General features: G+C 47.0%; 18 protein-coding genes and 2 pseudogenes. 13 read left to right on the forward strand and 7 right to left on the reverse strand.

The window, feature by feature from the left end; all coding sequences use genetic code 11:
- Positions 1 to 100 precede the first annotated feature (100 nt).
- The 12 genes and pseudogenes from NBH01_RS17080 to NBH01_RS17135 all read left to right on the forward strand — a co-directional run.
- Positions 101 to 547, forward strand: a pseudogene (locus NBH01_RS17080) (TraG/VirB4 family ATPase); the annotation flags it as partial.
- A 20-nt stretch (positions 548 to 567) separates the two neighbouring features.
- Positions 568 to 1,200: a DUF4141 domain-containing protein gene (locus tag NBH01_RS17085; RefSeq protein ID WP_004318720.1), complete on the forward strand. Its 633-nt coding sequence runs from the start codon at positions 568 to 570 to the stop codon at positions 1,198 to 1,200.
- 24 nt (positions 1,201 to 1,224) lie between these two features.
- Entirely contained in the window at positions 1,225 to 2,244 is a 1,020-nt protein-coding gene (gene traJ, locus NBH01_RS17090) for a conjugative transposon protein TraJ (protein ID WP_004308042.1), read from the forward strand.
- 21 nt (positions 2,245 to 2,265) lie between these two features.
- Positions 2,266 to 2,889, forward strand: a pseudogene (gene traK / locus NBH01_RS17095) (conjugative transposon protein TraK).
- A 12-nt stretch (positions 2,890 to 2,901) separates the two neighbouring features.
- Positions 2,902 to 3,162 carry a hypothetical protein gene (locus NBH01_RS17100; protein WP_004318726.1) on the forward strand — a complete coding sequence of 87 codons (261 nt, stop codon included), beginning with the start codon at positions 2,902 to 2,904 and terminating at the stop codon, positions 3,160 to 3,162.
- Complete coding sequence (locus tag NBH01_RS17105; RefSeq protein WP_004308045.1) at positions 3,162 to 3,350, forward strand: hypothetical protein; 189 nt, start codon at positions 3,162 to 3,164, stop codon at positions 3,348 to 3,350. Before NBH01_RS17100 ends, NBH01_RS17105 begins: the two co-directional genes overlap by 1 nt.
- Entirely contained in the window at positions 3,351 to 4,469 is a 1,119-nt protein-coding gene (gene traM / locus NBH01_RS17110; protein WP_072067469.1) for a conjugative transposon protein TraM, read from the forward strand.
- 33 nt (positions 4,470 to 4,502) lie between these two features.
- Positions 4,503 to 5,402: a conjugative transposon protein TraN gene (gene traN / locus NBH01_RS17115; protein WP_004308047.1), complete on the forward strand. Its 900-nt coding sequence runs from the start codon at positions 4,503 to 4,505 to the stop codon at positions 5,400 to 5,402.
- Between the two features lie 2 nt (positions 5,403 to 5,404).
- A complete protein-coding gene (locus tag NBH01_RS17120) occupies positions 5,405 to 5,989 on the forward strand; it encodes a conjugal transfer protein TraO (protein ID WP_250700201.1) in 585 nt (194 codons plus the stop codon).
- A 10-nt stretch (positions 5,990 to 5,999) separates the two neighbouring features.
- On the forward strand, positions 6,000 to 6,488 hold the full coding sequence (locus NBH01_RS17125) for a hypothetical protein (protein ID WP_004308049.1): 489 nt from the start codon (positions 6,000 to 6,002) through the stop codon (positions 6,486 to 6,488).
- A 51-nt stretch (positions 6,489 to 6,539) separates the two neighbouring features.
- Positions 6,540 to 7,004 (forward strand): TraQ conjugal transfer family protein, encoded by a 465-nt coding sequence (locus NBH01_RS17130; RefSeq protein WP_004308050.1) that lies wholly within the window; start codon positions 6,540 to 6,542, stop codon positions 7,002 to 7,004.
- An 11-nt stretch (positions 7,005 to 7,015) separates the two neighbouring features.
- The gene (locus NBH01_RS17135; RefSeq protein WP_225678907.1) at positions 7,016 to 7,501 is read left to right on the forward strand and encodes a hypothetical protein; all 486 of its coding nucleotides are present in this window, start codon (positions 7,016 to 7,018) and stop codon (positions 7,499 to 7,501) included.
- Between the two features lie 78 nt (positions 7,502 to 7,579).
- Here the strand turns inward: NBH01_RS17135 and NBH01_RS17140 are convergent, their stop codons facing one another.
- The 6 genes from NBH01_RS17140 to NBH01_RS17165 form a co-directional block, all read right to left on the reverse strand.
- On the reverse strand, positions 7,580 to 8,353 hold the full coding sequence (locus NBH01_RS17140; protein ID WP_004308051.1) for a phage antirepressor KilAC domain-containing protein: 774 nt from the start codon (positions 8,351 to 8,353) through the stop codon (positions 7,580 to 7,582).
- Positions 8,354 to 8,401: 48 nt separating this feature from the next.
- Positions 8,402 to 8,827 (reverse strand): hypothetical protein, encoded by a 426-nt coding sequence (locus tag NBH01_RS17145; RefSeq protein WP_132061476.1) that lies wholly within the window; start codon positions 8,825 to 8,827, stop codon positions 8,402 to 8,404.
- The gene (locus NBH01_RS17150; RefSeq protein ID WP_004313786.1) at positions 8,715 to 9,467 is read right to left on the reverse strand and encodes a DNA cytosine methyltransferase; all 753 of its coding nucleotides are present in this window, start codon (positions 9,465 to 9,467) and stop codon (positions 8,715 to 8,717) included. The genes NBH01_RS17145 and NBH01_RS17150 overlap by 113 nt, the downstream gene beginning before the upstream one ends.
- Before the next feature lie 99 nt (positions 9,468 to 9,566).
- Positions 9,567 to 9,914: a hypothetical protein gene (locus NBH01_RS17155; RefSeq protein WP_004313787.1), complete on the reverse strand. Its 348-nt coding sequence runs from the start codon at positions 9,912 to 9,914 to the stop codon at positions 9,567 to 9,569.
- 12 nt (positions 9,915 to 9,926) lie between these two features.
- Positions 9,927 to 10,247, reverse strand: coding sequence for a helix-turn-helix domain-containing protein (locus tag NBH01_RS17160; protein ID WP_004308054.1), 321 nt, complete (start codon positions 10,245 to 10,247; stop codon positions 9,927 to 9,929).
- A gap of 552 nt (positions 10,248 to 10,799) precedes the next feature.
- A complete protein-coding gene (locus tag NBH01_RS17165; protein WP_225678906.1) occupies positions 10,800 to 11,735 on the reverse strand; it encodes a DUF5106 domain-containing protein in 936 nt (311 codons plus the stop codon).
- Positions 11,736 to 11,966: 231 nt separating this feature from the next.
- On the opposite strand from NBH01_RS17165, the gene NBH01_RS17170 reads away from it, so the two are divergent.
- Positions 11,967 to 13,538 (forward strand): PD-(D/E)XK nuclease domain-containing ATP-binding protein, encoded by a 1,572-nt coding sequence (locus NBH01_RS17170; RefSeq protein ID WP_225693960.1) that lies wholly within the window; start codon positions 11,967 to 11,969, stop codon positions 13,536 to 13,538.
- A gap of 31 nt (positions 13,539 to 13,569) precedes the next feature.
- On the opposite strand, the gene phoR is transcribed toward NBH01_RS17170, so the two are convergent.
- Entirely contained in the window at positions 13,570 to 15,351 is a 1,782-nt protein-coding gene (phoR, locus tag NBH01_RS17175) for a two-component system sensor histidine kinase PhoR (protein ID WP_008762293.1), read from the reverse strand.
- Position 15,352 lies beyond the last annotated feature (1 nt).

Genomic DNA, 15,352 nt, shown 5'->3' on the forward strand with positions numbered 1-15,352 from the left:
AGATAGACTGAAATTAGTGGAGAGCCGGATACGCTGAGAGGTGTAAGTCCGGTTCGGGGGCGAGCATTTGGAAACCTACCATAGAAATATGATAAGGCGCTGGGTGCTTAGCCTACACAAAACGGTTAGAAAGTATTTTGGTGAGGCCGTTGTCGTCACTCAAGAACTGGACGATATTGTATCAAGTCCCATTATCAAAGACACCATTATCAACAATGCCGATTGTAAGATTCTGCTGGATCAGCGAAAGTATATTAACAAGTTTGACTCCGTACAGTCCCTGCTCGGATTGACCGACAAAGAGAAAGGGCAGATATTGTCTATCAATCAGTCCAACGATCCGGCACGGAAGTATAAGGAGGTTTGAATAGGCTTGGGAGGTGTCCGGTCCGCTGTCTATGCCACAGAAACCTCTGTCGAGGAGTATCTCACCTATACCACGGAAGAAACCGAAAAACTGGAAGTCACACAAATGACAGAGAAGCTGGGCGGCAATATGGAGCAGGCTATCCGAATGTTGGCAAGTGAGAAGAAAAAGAAAAAATAAACGATTAAAATAAAGAAGCAATGAGAAAGAGAATTATAAGCATGTTGTTTGTCCTGTCGGCCTTTATAGTACCGGCAAGCGTACAGGCACAGTGGGTGGTGTCCGATCCGGGCAACCTCGTCCAGGGTATCGTGAACAGTGTCAACGAAATAGTGGAGACCTCGGAAACGGCGCAGAATGCCCTCTCCACATGGAAGGAGACCTCAAAGATTTTCGAGCAGGGGCGTGAGTATTACGACAAGCTGCGCAAAGTGAACGACCTGATCAGCGGCAGCGAGAAAGTCAAGGAGTCCGTCCTGATGCTCGGTGATATCTCCGAGATTTACGTGAACAATTTCGGCAAGATGCTAACCGACAAGAATTTCAGCCAGCGGGAGCTGAATGCGATAGCTGCCGGTTATAACACCATCATGAAGAAGAGCAGCCGCAGCATTACCGAGCTGAAGAATATCATCAATCCCACCGGCATGTCCATGAACGACAAGGAACGCATTGACCTGGTGAACCGGGTATACAGGGAAATGACACATTACAAGGAATTGGCCAACTACTACACCCGCAAGAACCTGCATGTATCCTACCTGCGTGCCAAGGAGAAGAACGAGCAGCAACAGGTATTTGACCTGTACGGCAAGGATGAGCGTTATTGGTAGTCTACAATTTTAAAAGAATCAATTATGGTATTATTATCCATTTCATTTGAAAATATGCACCAGATTCTTCGGAATCTCTATGATACGATGACCAAACTCTGCCACCCGATGATGGACATGGCGATGGCACTCGCTGCATTAGGAGCTTTGTTCTATATCGCTTACCGTGTCTGGCAGTCGCTCTCCCGTGCGGAGCCCATCGATGTCTTTTCGATGTTACGGCCTTTTGTCCTGGGCATGTGTATCCTTTTCTTTGACGTGATGGTGCTGGGAACTCTCAACGGTATCTTTAGCCCCATCGTTCAGGGAACCGGAATGCTGCTCCGTGACCAGACCTTCGACTTGCAGAAGTACCAGCAGGAGAAGGACAAGCTCCGTGCGGACATGATGGCTAAGACGATGATGACCGGACGTGTCTTTGCTTCCAATGAGGAGCTGGATGCGGAACTGGATAACATGGGCTGGAGTGAGGAGGAGCATACGGCCTTGCAGACCATGTATGAGGTTTCGTATGCCTTCTCCCTGCAAGGTATTGTCCAGATGGTCATGCGCAAATTGCTGGAGATTCTCTTCCAGTCCGCTTCGCTGGTCATCGACACGATCCGTACCTTTTTCCTGATAGTCCTAAGCATTTTGGGACCGATAGCCTTTGCCCTGAGTGTTTTTGACGGACTGCAGAACACGCTTGTCCAATGGCTGGCACGCTATATCAGTGTCTATCTCTGGCTACCGGTGGCTGATCTCTTCGGGGCGATGCTTGCCAAGATACAGACGCTAATCCTGCAGGAAGAGATGAACCTGATGGCCGATCCGATGAGTGTCATTGACGTGGACGGTTCCTCGGCCATCTATCTGATATTCATGGTCATCGGCATTATCGGATATTTTTGTGTGCCCACTGTTTCGAACTGGATTGTCCAAGCGGGAGGTATGAGTGCCTATAACCGGAATGTCAACAATACGACATCCAAGGTGACCAATGTAGCCGGTGCTGCGGCGGGTGCTTCGACGGGAAATGTCGGTGCCGTATTATTGAAAAAGTAGAAATTGAAAAAACATAAAATTATGGAATTTAAAAGTTTTAAAAACATCGAATCCTCGTTCAGGCAGATCCGCCTGTTCACGTTGGTCTTTCTGGGTATTTGTGCCTCACTGACTACGTATGCCATCTGAAAGTCCTACCTCTTTGCTAACCAGCAACGGGAGAAAGTATATGTATTGGATCAGGGCAAGTCACTCATAGTGGCGTTATCCCAAGATGCGGCATTGAACCGTCCGGTGGAGGCCCGCGAGCATGTGCGCCGCATGCATGAACTGTTCTTTACGCTGGCTCCCGATAAGGCCGCTATCGAATCCAATATCAACCGGGCCATGTATCTGGCGGACAAGAGTCTTTATAGTTATTACCGGGATTGGAACGAGAAAGGCTATTATAATCGTCTGATCAGCGGTAATATTAACCAGACTGTCCTGGTAGACAGCATGCAGTGTGATTTCGATAACTATCCGTACCGGATCACCACCTTTGCCCGGCAGATGATTATCCGAAACAGCAATATCACCGAGCGTTCCCTGGTCACCCGTTGCTTCCTGCAGAGTACGGTCAGGTCGGATAATAATCCGCAAGGCTTCATGGCGGAACGCTTTGAGATTTTGGAAAACAGGGATATAAGGACCGTTGAACGCTAATATATTAAGGTAATGAAAAGCAGGAAGATAAAGACAGAGATCAGCGAAAAACTGAAGAACGTTTGCGAGGAGCTGTCCGAAAAAGAGCGTAAGGGAGTGCTTGTGGGCATGCTGGTTACCAGTACCGTTCTATGTGGTATCACCGTAGCACGCGCTTTCGGGCGTTTTCTCTCTCACGGCACACAAAAGGAGTTGCCGTTTGTCCATCCGGTGGACTCCCTCCACCGGGCGGATAAAGACAGTATAATGTATCACCCTAAAACCAACGAGTAATGGAAGATAAAGATTTGGAAAAGCCCGAAGCGGCAGAAGAAACGGCGGTACAGCCGGAAAACGGCAGAGCCTTGAAGGAAGAACCTGAAAAAGAGAAGAAGGTGCTCACACCGGAAGAGATGGAAAAAAGAAGGAAGTTCATTGTGATTCCGGCCTTTGTGCTGGTCTTCCTGGGAGTCATGTACTGAATATTTGCCCCCTCCGGCAAGGAAAACGAGACGGAAGCCCCCGGAAATTCAGGATTCAATGTGAACGTACCCGAACCTACCACTGCCAAACTGGTGGATAAGAAGACCGCTGCCTATGAGAAGCAACAGGCGGAAGTGGAGGAAGAAAGCCGGATGAAGTCGTTGGAGCAGCTTGCCGGGACATTAATGAACGAAGGAAAGGGGGCATCCGATACCGGTGAAAAAGAAAAGGACGGAGACCGGTTGCAACAGTCCGTTAATACCTACGAGCAAATCTCCGGGCAGTTGAATGACTTCTATGAGACTCCCAAAGAGACGGCAAACAGCGATTTGGAAAGAAAAGTAGATGAACTGAACAAAAAGCTGGAAGAGGCGGAAAAGGAGAAGAACAAGGCGGCTACCCGAGAAGAACTGATGGAGCGGTCCTACAAGATGGCGGCAAAGTATCTGAACCCGGATAAGGATACGGTCCAGGAGAAAGCTGTCGGAAAAGAACCCACGGAAACTGTTCCGGTTCAGCGGGCGGAGTATCAGACGACCTCCGGCCTTTCACAACCTGTTACGGATTCCGCCTATATCGCTTCGCTTACTGTCGAGAGGAATTACGGTTTTAATACTGCTGTCGGGAACAGCTACCAAATGGGGACGAATACCATCGCCGCCTGCATTTCGGAGAACCAGATCATTGAACAGGGAGGCAGGGTAAAACTCCGGTTGCTGCAACCTCTACAAGCCGGCAACATTACCGTTCCGGAGAACAGTCTGGTAACAGGTGCGGCGGTCATACAGGGAGAGCGTCTGGATATCCTGATCAGCAGCATCGAGTATGCCGGGAATATCATTCCTGTTCAGTTGGCGACTTACGATATAGACGGGCAGAAAGGTATTTTCGTTCCCGGATCGGAAACCCGCAATGCGGCAAAGGATGCGGCTGGAACGGTCAGCGAGAGCATGGGAAACAGCGTTTCGTTTGCACGTTCTGCCGGACAGCAGGTGGTCATGGACCTGACGCGCGGAGTCATGCAGGGCGGCACGCGGTTGATCGCCGGACGGGTTCGCGCGGTCAAGGTGACACTGAAAGCCGGATATAAGGTGCTGCTGGTCACAAAGAGACAATAACGGATTATTCACTTTAATAAAAAAGACAAGACAATGAAAATAGTTATAGCATTCTTGATGGCTGTTCTGGCCTCGGTATCCGGTTTTTCACAGGAGGAAAGGCCGGTAAATCCCGTCAGGATTCTGACGGCGGGCCAGCATATCATCCCTTATAAAATAGAGGTCACTTTTGGGAAGACGGTGCATATCCTCTTCCCTTCGGAAGTGCGCTACGTGGATTTGGGCAGTAACAATATCATCGCAGGCAAGGCTGACGGAGTCGAGAACGTGGTACGTGTCAAAGCGGCGGTGAAGGAGTTTCCGGGAGAGACGAACTTCTCCGTGATTACAGGAGACGGCTCTTTCTTTTCCTTCAATGTCGTTTATAAGGAAGAGCCTTCCACACTGAATATCAATATGGACCAGTGGATGAACCCGGACGAGGGAGAAAAGAAAGGAGGCAGCTCCATCCGTGTCACGGAACTGGGCGAGGAAGATCCGACGGTCATTGCCAGCGTGATGTACACCATCCACCGGCTGGACCGTAGGGACGTGAAGCATATCGGATGCAGGCAGTTCGGGATGCAGGCTCTTTTAAAGGGCATTTATGTGCATAAGGACCTGATCTTCTTCCATGTTTCCCTGACGAACAATTCCAATGTGCCTTTCGATGTGGATTTCGTGCGATTTAAGATAGTGGATAAGAAGATAGCCAAAAGGACGGCTCAGCAGGAAACTTATATTGAACCGGTACGCACGCTCAATGCCCTGACACGCATCGAAGGAAAGAGCACGGGACGGATCGTGTATGCCTTTCCGAAAATTGTCATTCCTGACGACAAGTTGCTGGAAGTGGAAATTTACGAGAAAGGGGGAGGCCGTCACCAGCGGTTCTATATTGAGAACAGTGACCTGGTGGACGCGCGTATTGTGAATGAATTAATCGGTGAGTAATCATGAAAAGAGTTTTATTTATTTTGTTATGCATTTGTCTGCCCTTTGTGGCAGGCAAATCTTTTGCCCAGCGTTACCTGCCGGGGCAGAAAGGTATCCAGCTTACGTTAGGCGGTGTAGACGACTTCGGTTCAAATGTGAAGCATCTGCATGGTAATTTCCAGGTCGGACTGGCTCTGAGTCGGTATAACCGGAACCATTCCCGCTGGCTGTTCGGGGCGGATTATGTGAAAAAGCACTATTCCTATAAGGATGTTGCGATCCCCAAAGCGCAGTTTACCGGGGAGGTAGGTTATTTCGTGCCGTTCATCTCGGACCGTGGTAAGAACGTGTTCTTCTCTGTCGGTCTTTCCGCTCTGGCGGGTTATGAGACGACCAACTGGAACTGCAAGCTGCTCTATGACGGGGCGACTTTAAAGAATGACGGATGCTTCATTTATGGTTTTGCCCCGGCTTTCGAGATGGAGGCGTTCCTTTCCGACAGGCTGGTTTTTCTTTTCAATGTCCGCCAGAGGATATTCTTCGGATCATCCGTGGGGAATTTCCACACGGTGGCAGCTGTCGGTGTCAAGTACATTTTCAATTAGCAGCAACAGTATGGAACAAGGCAATTGGAACGTGGATGAGATGCTTCATTGGCTGGATATGAAAATAAACCGGGAAGACCGGAACATACGTGAACAAAGCAAGAAGATGAATGAGAATTTCCTACACTTTTTCGAATGGAATGCGGAGAGCCTGTATAAGTCTCATTTTATGTCCGGGTGTTATAAGATACTCCGGCAGGCGGTGGACGGGGCAAAGGGCATGGATACGGTTTGGAATATTGTTGAGGACAACATTGCTTACTGTGAGAACAAACTGTTGAACGGTCAGGTGGATTGTAACAGTTCCAGCCGGACAACGAATGTTGCCCATTTCCTGAAGTTGGAGTGTATGCAGCAGTTAGTTAGGGATTACCGGGAATTCGCGAATATCCTTGCGCAAACGCCTCCCGAAGAGAATTTGCAACAGACGGCTAATAAAACAGAAAAGAAGAGAGAAGAGCCGCCTGAAAGAAAGATAAAAACGGGCATCAGGCGTTAGCCGACAACGGACTCAATCAAGTAAATTATTCATTTAGTAATACGTAAAATCATGAAGATGAAATTAATAATAAGTGGTATCATGCTCACATTGCTTTGCCTGCTGGGTGGCTGTGATGATAAATTGGAAGTACAGCAGGCTTATGATTTCTCGCTAACGTCCTGGTATCTCCAGAAGACCATTTCCCCGGATGAGACCGTGGAGATTCGTCTGACACTCAATCGTAGCGGAAACTATGAGGAAGCCGGCTATCAAATCGGTTATATACAGATGGAGGGTAGCGGCGAGGTGTACGACAAGAAGAAGGTCTATCTGGTGAACCGGGAGATGCAACCGTTGGATTCGATAGCGGAGTTGGATGACAGCGATCCCTGCCGCCAGGTATTCACGCTCTTCTATCATAACCGAAGCAGCAAGAATGCGGAAATTAAATTCGTGATAGCGGATAATTTCCATCAGGAAAGAGAACTGGATATATCCTTTCAGAGCGAAACTGAAACGGACATGGAACTATAAATCGGACAACAATGGATAAAAGTGATTTAAGGATCGAACAATTGCAGCAATATCTTGACAAGAAGAAAGGGGTTGTGGAAAGCGATATAAAAGAGTATAACCAGCAACTGGGAAAAAACTATCTTCATTTCTTTGACTGGCATGCCGATGACTTGTATAAGGCCTGTTATATGGATAAGAATTATAAGGCCATTCAGGAGGCGATTGATACCGCTGAAACGCCGAAGGACATTGAAGGCTATTTGAAGCGTTGTACCCTGTATATAGAAGAAGATCTCCTGAACGGTCCGCTTGTCAAGAAAAGTACCAACCCGATGTCGAATATGGCCCATTCCCTGGAGATGGAATGCAAACAGGAGTTACTGAAGGACCTCTGGTATTTAAACAGGCTTCTTCAGAGTGAGACTGTAAGTGAAAGAATAAGGCCGCAAGAAGCACCCCGACAAGAAATTGTGCCTGTGAAAGAAAAGAAGAAAACGGGACCACGGTTGAGATAGTATCAATTGAAAGCAATAAAAAAGCTACTGAATTTTTGTTTCAGTAGCTTTTTTATTTATCCCGGTCTTATATTCCGGCTATACCAGATAAGCCTCAAAAAGATAATGTATGAATAACCGGCCCTTTTCCGTCCAGACCGTCAACATGGCCGTGCCTGTTTCTCCTGTGCGGCTTTCCCATACATGGGTCCGGGTTGCTGTATAGCCTTGATTCTGGTAAGGAGCTTTGAGCAGCCACTGACCGGATTGACGGAACTGGATGCCTGCCCATCGGAGCCGCTTGTTCAACATTCCGGCAGTCATTCCCAATTCTTTCGCTATCTGTGTGGTCGTGTAGGTGCTTTGGGATTGCAGGACTTTGTCGTAATACTGAACTTTTGGGGCCTGTAGCTTGAGTTTCAGGATAGCATAGTTGTTCTCCTTCTCCAATGCTGAAATACGGCTGTCTCGCTCTTTTATACGGTTCTGTGCGAGCAATATGGCACGCGCAAGCAGTTCATTATCCGTTTCGCCATTCTTCTTAAGAAGATAGCCACCGTTCTTTAGTGTTTCGGGAACCAGTTCATCAAATATCCAGCTTTCGAATTTCTCAGCGGAAGGCAGCTTGCTACCGGCAATCAGCCGGTATACGTTTCCTTCGCTGATGTACTTGATTTTCTGGACGGCACTGCGTGTAGGGGTGTCGTAAACCACGACACCCATTGGTTTACAATGTCTTACGACGGCATCTCTCGGATTGGAGTAGCCAAGTGCGGCGGCAACATCCGAGGCGCAGAACCATATTTTCCCGTCAATTTCCAGTGTCCGGATGCGTCCGAACTCGGGATGTTCAAATATCGATACTTTATTCATGACTGTTTAATTTATAGGTTTCTTCTATTGCTTTAAATATCTCGTAGACTACCTGGGGGACGATAGCGTTCCCGTATCCTTTAATGGATGCCTGTCTTCACCGAGAAAAGGAGATACCGTCCAATCGGGTGGAAAGCCCATCATCTCGGCTACAAACAGGGGATTGAGTTGGAAACTCTTTCCAGTCCGGGCGAAGAAATCCGGAAGGCTGTTCTTCTGTGGTATCTTTCCCCGTTTCTTCAGGTTCTCCAGTGAAGGTGCGCCTTTCCAATCCCGCGCTGTCGGTGTCGGCATCACTTGTCCTTCTGCCAGCCATTGTAGGATCGATTCTTCCAGATTGTTCCCGTCCGTGTTTTCCAGCTCAGTATTGTCCGGTATCGGTTCCGGTAGTATCCCGTAAAAGTCCAGAAAATCCGTCAGGCCGTTGGGATTCTTCTCTCCGGCTATCTGGGCATGGGGTGAGGATAAATTCATCGATTTCCATTTCCTGACTCTTTCGGCATGGTGTATCTCTGTTGCCACTGGCGTTGGCAGAAGCATTCCATGGATTATCTCCGGTAGTCCCTGCTGCCTGCTGCCCGGCCCCCTGCGCTTGTAGTCCTGTGCCGTCACGGTGGGCAATAAACCAAACTCTATCCCGTCTGTGAGGTGCACCGACGGAACAAGCCGGTATAAGTACCGGCTGGACGGAATATCCTTCGCGTTCAAGATCACGGCAAATGGTTTCAACAACATATTGCTGTCGTCTTTTAAATACAGGCTCACTCTCTCCGAATAGAGTGGATTGACTTCCCACTTCAGTCTCCTGACCGGGCTGTACCATCGTGAGGATGCCAGCAACGTTCTCACCAATGACCCAATCGGGCCTGATCTTATGTATGGCCCTGAGCATGTGAGGCCAGAGATAGCGGTTATCATCCGCTCCCTTTCTTTGGCCTGCGACGGAGAATGGTTGACAAGGAAAACCTCCTGTAAGGACATTGATTTTTCCTCTCCATTCCCTGAAATCTGTCGTTGTGACATCTGTATAACTTTTCGCATCTTTAAACCAGTAATTTAGAATGGTATTACAAAAATCGTCTATCTCGCAATGGAAGGCATTCTGCCATCCCATTCATTCGGCAGCCAGGTCTGGGGCGCCGAATCCACTAAACAGGGAAGCGTGTACCAGACGCTTCCGCTGTTTCTTGTCTTGCTCTTCTTCTTTCATTGTTTATTCATTATTTAGAGGTTCGAGGTTCATTACTTTTTTGTCGATCTTACGATAGATGCTCCCCATCTCCAGCATATTTTCCAATCGGAGCAGGTCCGTGATTTCATAGACGGTCATCCCTTTCTGTGTCGTGAAGCGGATATATCCTTTCTGTCGCTGTATCTCCACTTCTTCGGGAGTCATGTGCAGGACTTCACAGATTTCCTGCAAGGTCAGGGTAAGGCTTACTTCCTTAACTGTGTAGATGTAAGTCAGGATGTTCAGCATCTGGAGGCATTTGCGGTGTGATTTGACGAGTGCTGCGAATTTGTTTCGTTCTATGACGATTACTTTACTTTGATTTTCCATGTGAATTTTTATTTATGAGTTAATAGAATCGGATATGAAATCTTCGTTTAGACATTCTTCTCTCAGGAATTTATATACGTCAGAAGCCCAGAAGTAAATCTTGCCGCTGAGTTTGAAAAATGGGAGTTTCCCGGAATTACGCCAGCGGATCAGTGTCCGGTCGCATACTTTCAGCATCAGGCGCATATCCCGGCTGTCCAGCATTTGCTTACCGTTGAAACTGGTTACTGCTTCCAGAGCCGTTTCCAGCTTGGCAATCAGTTTTCGTTGTTCCTCAAAGTTGTCCTTTATCATTGCTTTGAGTATCTCAATATCATTTCTGTTCTCTTCCATACAATATTCCTTTGTTCTAATGGGTTATTTTTCTTTCTTCGGTTGCAAAGTTTTCAAAATTAGGCATGAAAAAATAGGGCTGACGGTAACCGCCAGCCCCACATTTTCCTTGTAACTCACTTGGTATCAATGTGAATTTTCAGAATATTTTTTCTTCATCAGGATAGAAAGGGGAATACACGCAATTCTCCTTCTTAAAAAAGAGACTGATAGAATGACAGAGGATATCGGATAAAAAAAGGGCTGACAATTAATTGTCAACCCTTCTATAAATATGCTATGATTAACTTGGAAGCATCAAAAACATTGCTTACCTTTGTGTTACAGAGATATTTGAAATTATGCAGAGCAATGCAATGTGTAGCTGAACTTCCACTACTATATCGTTACCTGCATCTTTATAAAAACACTTTTAATCGCTGATTTATAAAAGATTAAAACGAACTACACTCTTTTAAGTAGCGAAACCAATGGTTTCAAGGCATGAAACTATTAGTTCCAAGGCGTGAAACTTTTTGTATCAACGGGTGGAACAAATATTTGGAAAATAGACTATTGATGTTGCATTAGATATGCTTCAATGGCTGGTGCGGTGGCATCTTTAAGCAATACAGTCTTGTCTTTATCCAACAGATATAGAGTCGGGATAGCCTTTAAGTCATAGACCTGTTCCTCTTTGATGGTGAACTTCTTGTCGTATCCGTTAATCCATTCATTGGGAAATTCGCTCAGATGCTTTTTCCACTCGTCCAGTTCCTCATCGGGGTAGATGGAGAGAAGTACCAACTTCTTTTCCTGTAAAAGCTGGTTGATGATGGGAGCGTTTTTCAGCCCTTCTATGGTTTCTGTGCATGCCTGACAGCCGGGGTTATTGATGAATAACAGAAGATACTCCGCTTTCAACTGGTATAATGAACCTTGTGCTCCGGAGGCCAGGGTGTAAGTGAAGTTGAGCGCTTTGGTTCCGATACGGTTTTTCTGAGCCAGCTTAAGACGGGCCTGGGGACGTATCTTCTCTGTTTCGTCCAATACGGGGGAGGCTATCATCGCTTCCAGTACCGGTATATAAAATTCTTCGTTGCGCATGGGGGAGTTGGGATCATACAGATACTTGTCCGCCAGGTCGGTGATATATGTAAACACCTTCTTGTCCACATTGGTCCGGTCGATAACATTGCGCATGGCTTGTTGGGCCGTTTCAAGCGGTACGTGGTTCAGCAAGTCGCAATAATCTGCCCACGCCTGCTCCGTTACTTCCGGATGGTGGATATAGTTGGTGTCGGCAAAGTTCACATTGTCCCAATAATGCTTGGCCAGAAAGTCGGCTCGTTGTTCCGGTGCTGTCATCATTTGCGGGATGGCGGGCATCTTAATAGCCTTAATGGTATCTTGCGGCGTTTCGTTTTTGCTTTGACTTGAAGCATTCCCGTTTTTACAGGCGCCAAGAAGAAGGCACAGAATGAGTATAAGGCTTATGTTTGTTTTCATGACAATTGGTTGGTTTAAACTTACTTTCGGAAGCAAAGGTATGAAAACTATGTGAAAAAACATACCGATATTCCGGTAAGTTTTGAAAACTGGATATGCGGCTTTGTATTTTTTATCGATACAGCCGACTTTGTGTGAATAGGGCTAAATAATCTCTTCTCTTCGGGTGGAATCTGCATCGAATTTGTTATCTTTGCCCGTAGCATTGGTTGTTTTTTAATAAAAGCTGATATGAACGCACCTGTTAATACGCTCCGTAAGCTCCCGATAGGGATACAAAGTTTCGAATTTCTTCGCTCGGAAGGATATCTTTATGTCGATAAAACAGAACTGGTCTATCGTCTCGTGACGAAAGGGAAGCCTTATTTCCTCAGTCGTCCCCGGCGTTTCGGGAAGAGCCTGTTACTTTCCACGCTTGAAGCTTATTTCAAGGGGAAGAAAGAACTTTTCGAAGGACTCGCTATCGAGAAACTGGAACAGAATTGGTTCGAATACCCGGTGTTGCACCTAAGCTTGAATGCTGAGAAATATGACAGTAGGGAACGATTGGAAAGAATACTTGAACTGCAACTGGAAGGTTGGGAAGAGATGTATGGAGTAGATAAAGGCACAATGACCTACTCCGGACGCTTCATTACCATTATCCGACGTGCATACGAACAGACCGGACGCCGTGTGGTCGTACTCGTAGACGAATATGACAAACCCATGCTTCAGACATTCGATAAACCTGATTTGCAAGAAGACTTCCGTAAAACGCTGACCGCTTTTTATACTGTACTCAAAGATGCTGACCCTTATCTTCAGTTTGTCTTTATCACCGGAGTAACGAAGTTTGCGCAGATGGGCATTTTTAGCACGCTTAACCAGTTGAATGATATCAGCTTCGACCTTGAGTACAACACTCTTTGTGGCATGACACGCGCGGAAATCGAAACCGTTTTTGTGCCTGAATTGCAAGAACTAGCGCACCAGACTGGAACCAATTATGACGAAGCCATAGAGCAACTCACCAGCCAGTATGACGGTTACCGCTTCACTCCTGAGAAAGGATTTACTCCCATGTTCAATCCTTTCAGTGTACTCAACGCCCTTGCCAAGTCGCGTTTCGGTGACTATTGGTTTGCCAGCGGAACACCAACTTTTCTGGTAGAGATCCTAAAGAAGACAAATTTCGACCTTCGCAAATTGGACAGCATTGAAGTCTCTTCTGCCTCCTTGAGCGATGACAGGGCGAATATCTCCAATCCCGTTCCGATGATTTATCAAAGCGGATACCTGACTATAAAGTCGTTCGACCAACGCTTTCGTACATATACACTAGGATTTCCTAACGAAGAGGTGAAATATGGTTTTCTCAATTTTGCCGCTCCTTTCTATACCCCTGTCGCATCCACCGATACTACCTTTTATATCGGGAAATTTGTGCATGAGTTGGAAACGGGCGAAACGGAAGCTTTCCTCACTCGTCTGTCCTGTTTCTTCGCCGATTTCCCTTACGAACTGAACGAGAAAACGGAACGTCATTATCAAGTTGTATTCTATCTCGTCTTCAAACTCATGGGGCAATTCACGCAAGCGGAAGTCCGTACCGCTATCGGCCGTGCCGATGCGGTAGTAAAGACTGCGGACTACATCTATGTATTCGAATTTAAACTCATCGGCACCGCTGAAGAAGCTCTGAGGCAGATTGATGAAAAAGGTTACCTTTTGCCCTACACCGTGGATGGCAGGCGACTGGTGAAAGTCGGTGTGTCCTTTGATGCCGCGAAACGGAATCTGGGAGAGTGGCTGATTGTTTGACTGCACTGTGAGTAAAGAAAAACCAAGCTGTTTATTTCTCTTTCGCCAGCGTGAAAACAAATTCCAGTCCGCCGCCTTGATTGTTCTTGGCAGAAATGTTTCCTCCGTGGATGATGACAGCATTCTTTACGATGGCAAGCCCTAAACCGGTTCCGCCGAGTTTGCGTGAACGCCCTTTGTCCACCCGGTAGAAACGTTCGAAAAGGCGGTTCAGATGTTCCGGAGAGACACCGATGCCCGTATCTGCAAAGCTGAAATAATAGTAGTTCTCATCTTCACGGAAACAGTTGATGTTTATCTGAATATTGGTTCCGGCGTATGCGATGGCATTGTCCATCAGGTTACGGAAGATGGAGTAGAGCAGAGAGTAATTGCCTTTGATCTGGATACCCTTCTTTAGTGAATCCACGATGCTAATGTGCTTTTCTTCCAGTTCCAGAGAAACTTCATTGATGATGTTCCCTACCAGTACGCTGATGTCTACCCGTTCCATGTCTATCATGTTGGCGGCTTCGTCCATGCGGGTCAGTACGGATATGTCGCGTAGCAGCCGGCTGAGGCGATTGCTTTGTGCGTAGCACCGTTCGAGGAACGTATTTATCTTGTCACGTGAGATATTCTCGTTATTGACAATCGTTTCCAGATAACCTTGGATACTGCTTACGGGAGTTTTCAGTTCATGGGCAATGTTCTGGGTTAATTGGCGCTTCAGACGTACCTGCTCTTCTTCCTGCGTGACGTCATTGATCGAAATCTCGAAGCTGGCGTCCTGAAAGATGATACATTCCACGATAAAGGTGCGTCCGTTTTTGTTGATTGTGACGGACATACGCTTTTCGTCTTTTCCCCGCGAGCGTTGCTGCTGGTTCTTGTTGATGAAATGAATGATGTCTTTCAGTTCGCTGATGGCGAATACTTCCTCTGTCGTTTCCAGGTTAGAGTCCGAAATCAGGTTACTGTATTGAGTAAAGAGGTTGTTGACCAGAATCTCTTTTTTGTCTTTGGTGAATATGCCCAGCCCTTCATGCGAAATCTGAAGATGGGTAATCAGTTTCTCGCGTTCGATGTAGAGTGCCTCTTTCGTTTCGTGCAGACGCTTGTATATCTGGATGATGTGCTGCGAAATCTCTCCCAGCTCATTATGCGGAAAAGCGGACTGCATCGCCATCTCTATCGGTTCGTTACGGTCTGCACGCATGGCAAACTCGCGGAGCTGGCTGATAGAAGTTCCCAGTTTGTTGGTGAATTTGTAGAAGATCACCATGAGCAACAGCGACACAATGACCGTAAACCATAAGTAATGCGGGTCTGCCTGCAGATTATTGATGAGGCTTACATTATATGGCAGTGCCGAGCGAATGATATAATCTCCGTAGCGGGTTGCCGAATAGAAATACGGTAGCCCGGTGGTCTCCGAAGTGCGGCGTACGTCAAAACCGGTTCCGTCTTTCAAGGCTTTCTGCACTTCGGGGCGGTTGAGATGGTTCTCCAGTTGCTGGTCGGTAGTCTGATAACTGTCATAGATCACATTTCCCTGCAAGTCGATCAGTGTGACGCGCAAGTCCTCCAATGCGTGGTCACGGATATACTTTTCAGTCGTTTCTTCGATGGCGGGATTACTGTTCAGCCGTTCGTACAAGCGGCTGTTATAGTTCTGGAGCTGCGTGTTGAGTAACTCGACTTTATATTCTCTTTCGCGTTGATACTGGTAGGCGATGAAACAAAAGGCAAATACCAGAAACAGCGAGATCACCGAAAGGAATAACTTCCGGCTGAAAGAGAGGAAATGTTTTTGCTTGACAGGTAGATTCATA

Origin of the sequence: Bacteroides sp. B1-V-101, from assembly GCF_023656585.1 — a bacterium.
Taxonomy (GTDB): domain Bacteria; phylum Bacteroidota; class Bacteroidia; order Bacteroidales; family Bacteroidaceae; genus Bacteroides; species Bacteroides thetaiotaomicron.

Bases quoted from the DNA above. Each gene is read 5' to 3' on its own strand.
- NBH01_RS17130 (WP_004308050.1), top strand. From the start codon at position 6,540: ATGAAGATGAAATTAATAATAAGTGGTATCATGCTCACATTGCTTTGC.
- traJ (WP_004308042.1), top strand. From the start codon at position 1,225: ATGGTATTATTATCCATTTCATTTGAAAATATGCACCAGATTCTTCGG.
- NBH01_RS17140 (WP_004308051.1), bottom strand. From the start codon at position 8,353: ATGAATAAAGTATCGATATTTGAACATCCCGAGTTCGGACGCATCCGG.
- NBH01_RS17100 (WP_004318726.1), top strand. From the start codon at position 2,902: ATGAAAAGCAGGAAGATAAAGACAGAGATCAGCGAAAAACTGAAGAAC.
- NBH01_RS17150 (WP_004313786.1), bottom strand. From the start codon at position 9,467: ATGGGATGGCAGAATGCCTTCCATTGCGAGATAGACGATTTTTGTAAT.
- traN (WP_004308047.1), top strand. From the start codon at position 4,503: ATGAAAATAGTTATAGCATTCTTGATGGCTGTTCTGGCCTCGGTATCC.
- phoR (WP_008762293.1), bottom strand. From the start codon at position 15,351: ATGAATCTACCTGTCAAGCAAAAACATTTCCTCTCTTTCAGCCGGAAG.
- NBH01_RS17125 (WP_004308049.1), top strand. From the start codon at position 6,000: ATGGAACAAGGCAATTGGAACGTGGATGAGATGCTTCATTGGCTGGAT.
- NBH01_RS17105 (WP_004308045.1), top strand. From the start codon at position 3,162: ATGGAAGATAAAGATTTGGAAAAGCCCGAAGCGGCAGAAGAAACGGCG.
- NBH01_RS17085 (WP_004318720.1), top strand. From the start codon at position 568: ATGAGAAAGAGAATTATAAGCATGTTGTTTGTCCTGTCGGCCTTTATA.
- NBH01_RS17155 (WP_004313787.1), bottom strand. From the start codon at position 9,914: ATGGAAAATCAAAGTAAAGTAATCGTCATAGAACGAAACAAATTCGCA.
- NBH01_RS17160 (WP_004308054.1), bottom strand. From the start codon at position 10,247: ATGGAAGAGAACAGAAATGATATTGAGATACTCAAAGCAATGATAAAG.
- NBH01_RS17135 (WP_225678907.1), top strand. From the start codon at position 7,016: ATGGATAAAAGTGATTTAAGGATCGAACAATTGCAGCAATATCTTGAC.
- NBH01_RS17170 (WP_225693960.1), top strand. From the start codon at position 11,967: ATGAACGCACCTGTTAATACGCTCCGTAAGCTCCCGATAGGGATACAA.
- NBH01_RS17120 (WP_250700201.1), top strand. From the start codon at position 5,405: ATGAAAAGAGTTTTATTTATTTTGTTATGCATTTGTCTGCCCTTTGTG.
- NBH01_RS17145 (WP_132061476.1), bottom strand. From the start codon at position 8,827: ATGAATTTATCCTCACCCCATGCCCAGATAGCCGGAGAGAAGAATCCC.
- NBH01_RS17165 (WP_225678906.1), bottom strand. From the start codon at position 11,735: ATGAAAACAAACATAAGCCTTATACTCATTCTGTGCCTTCTTCTTGGC.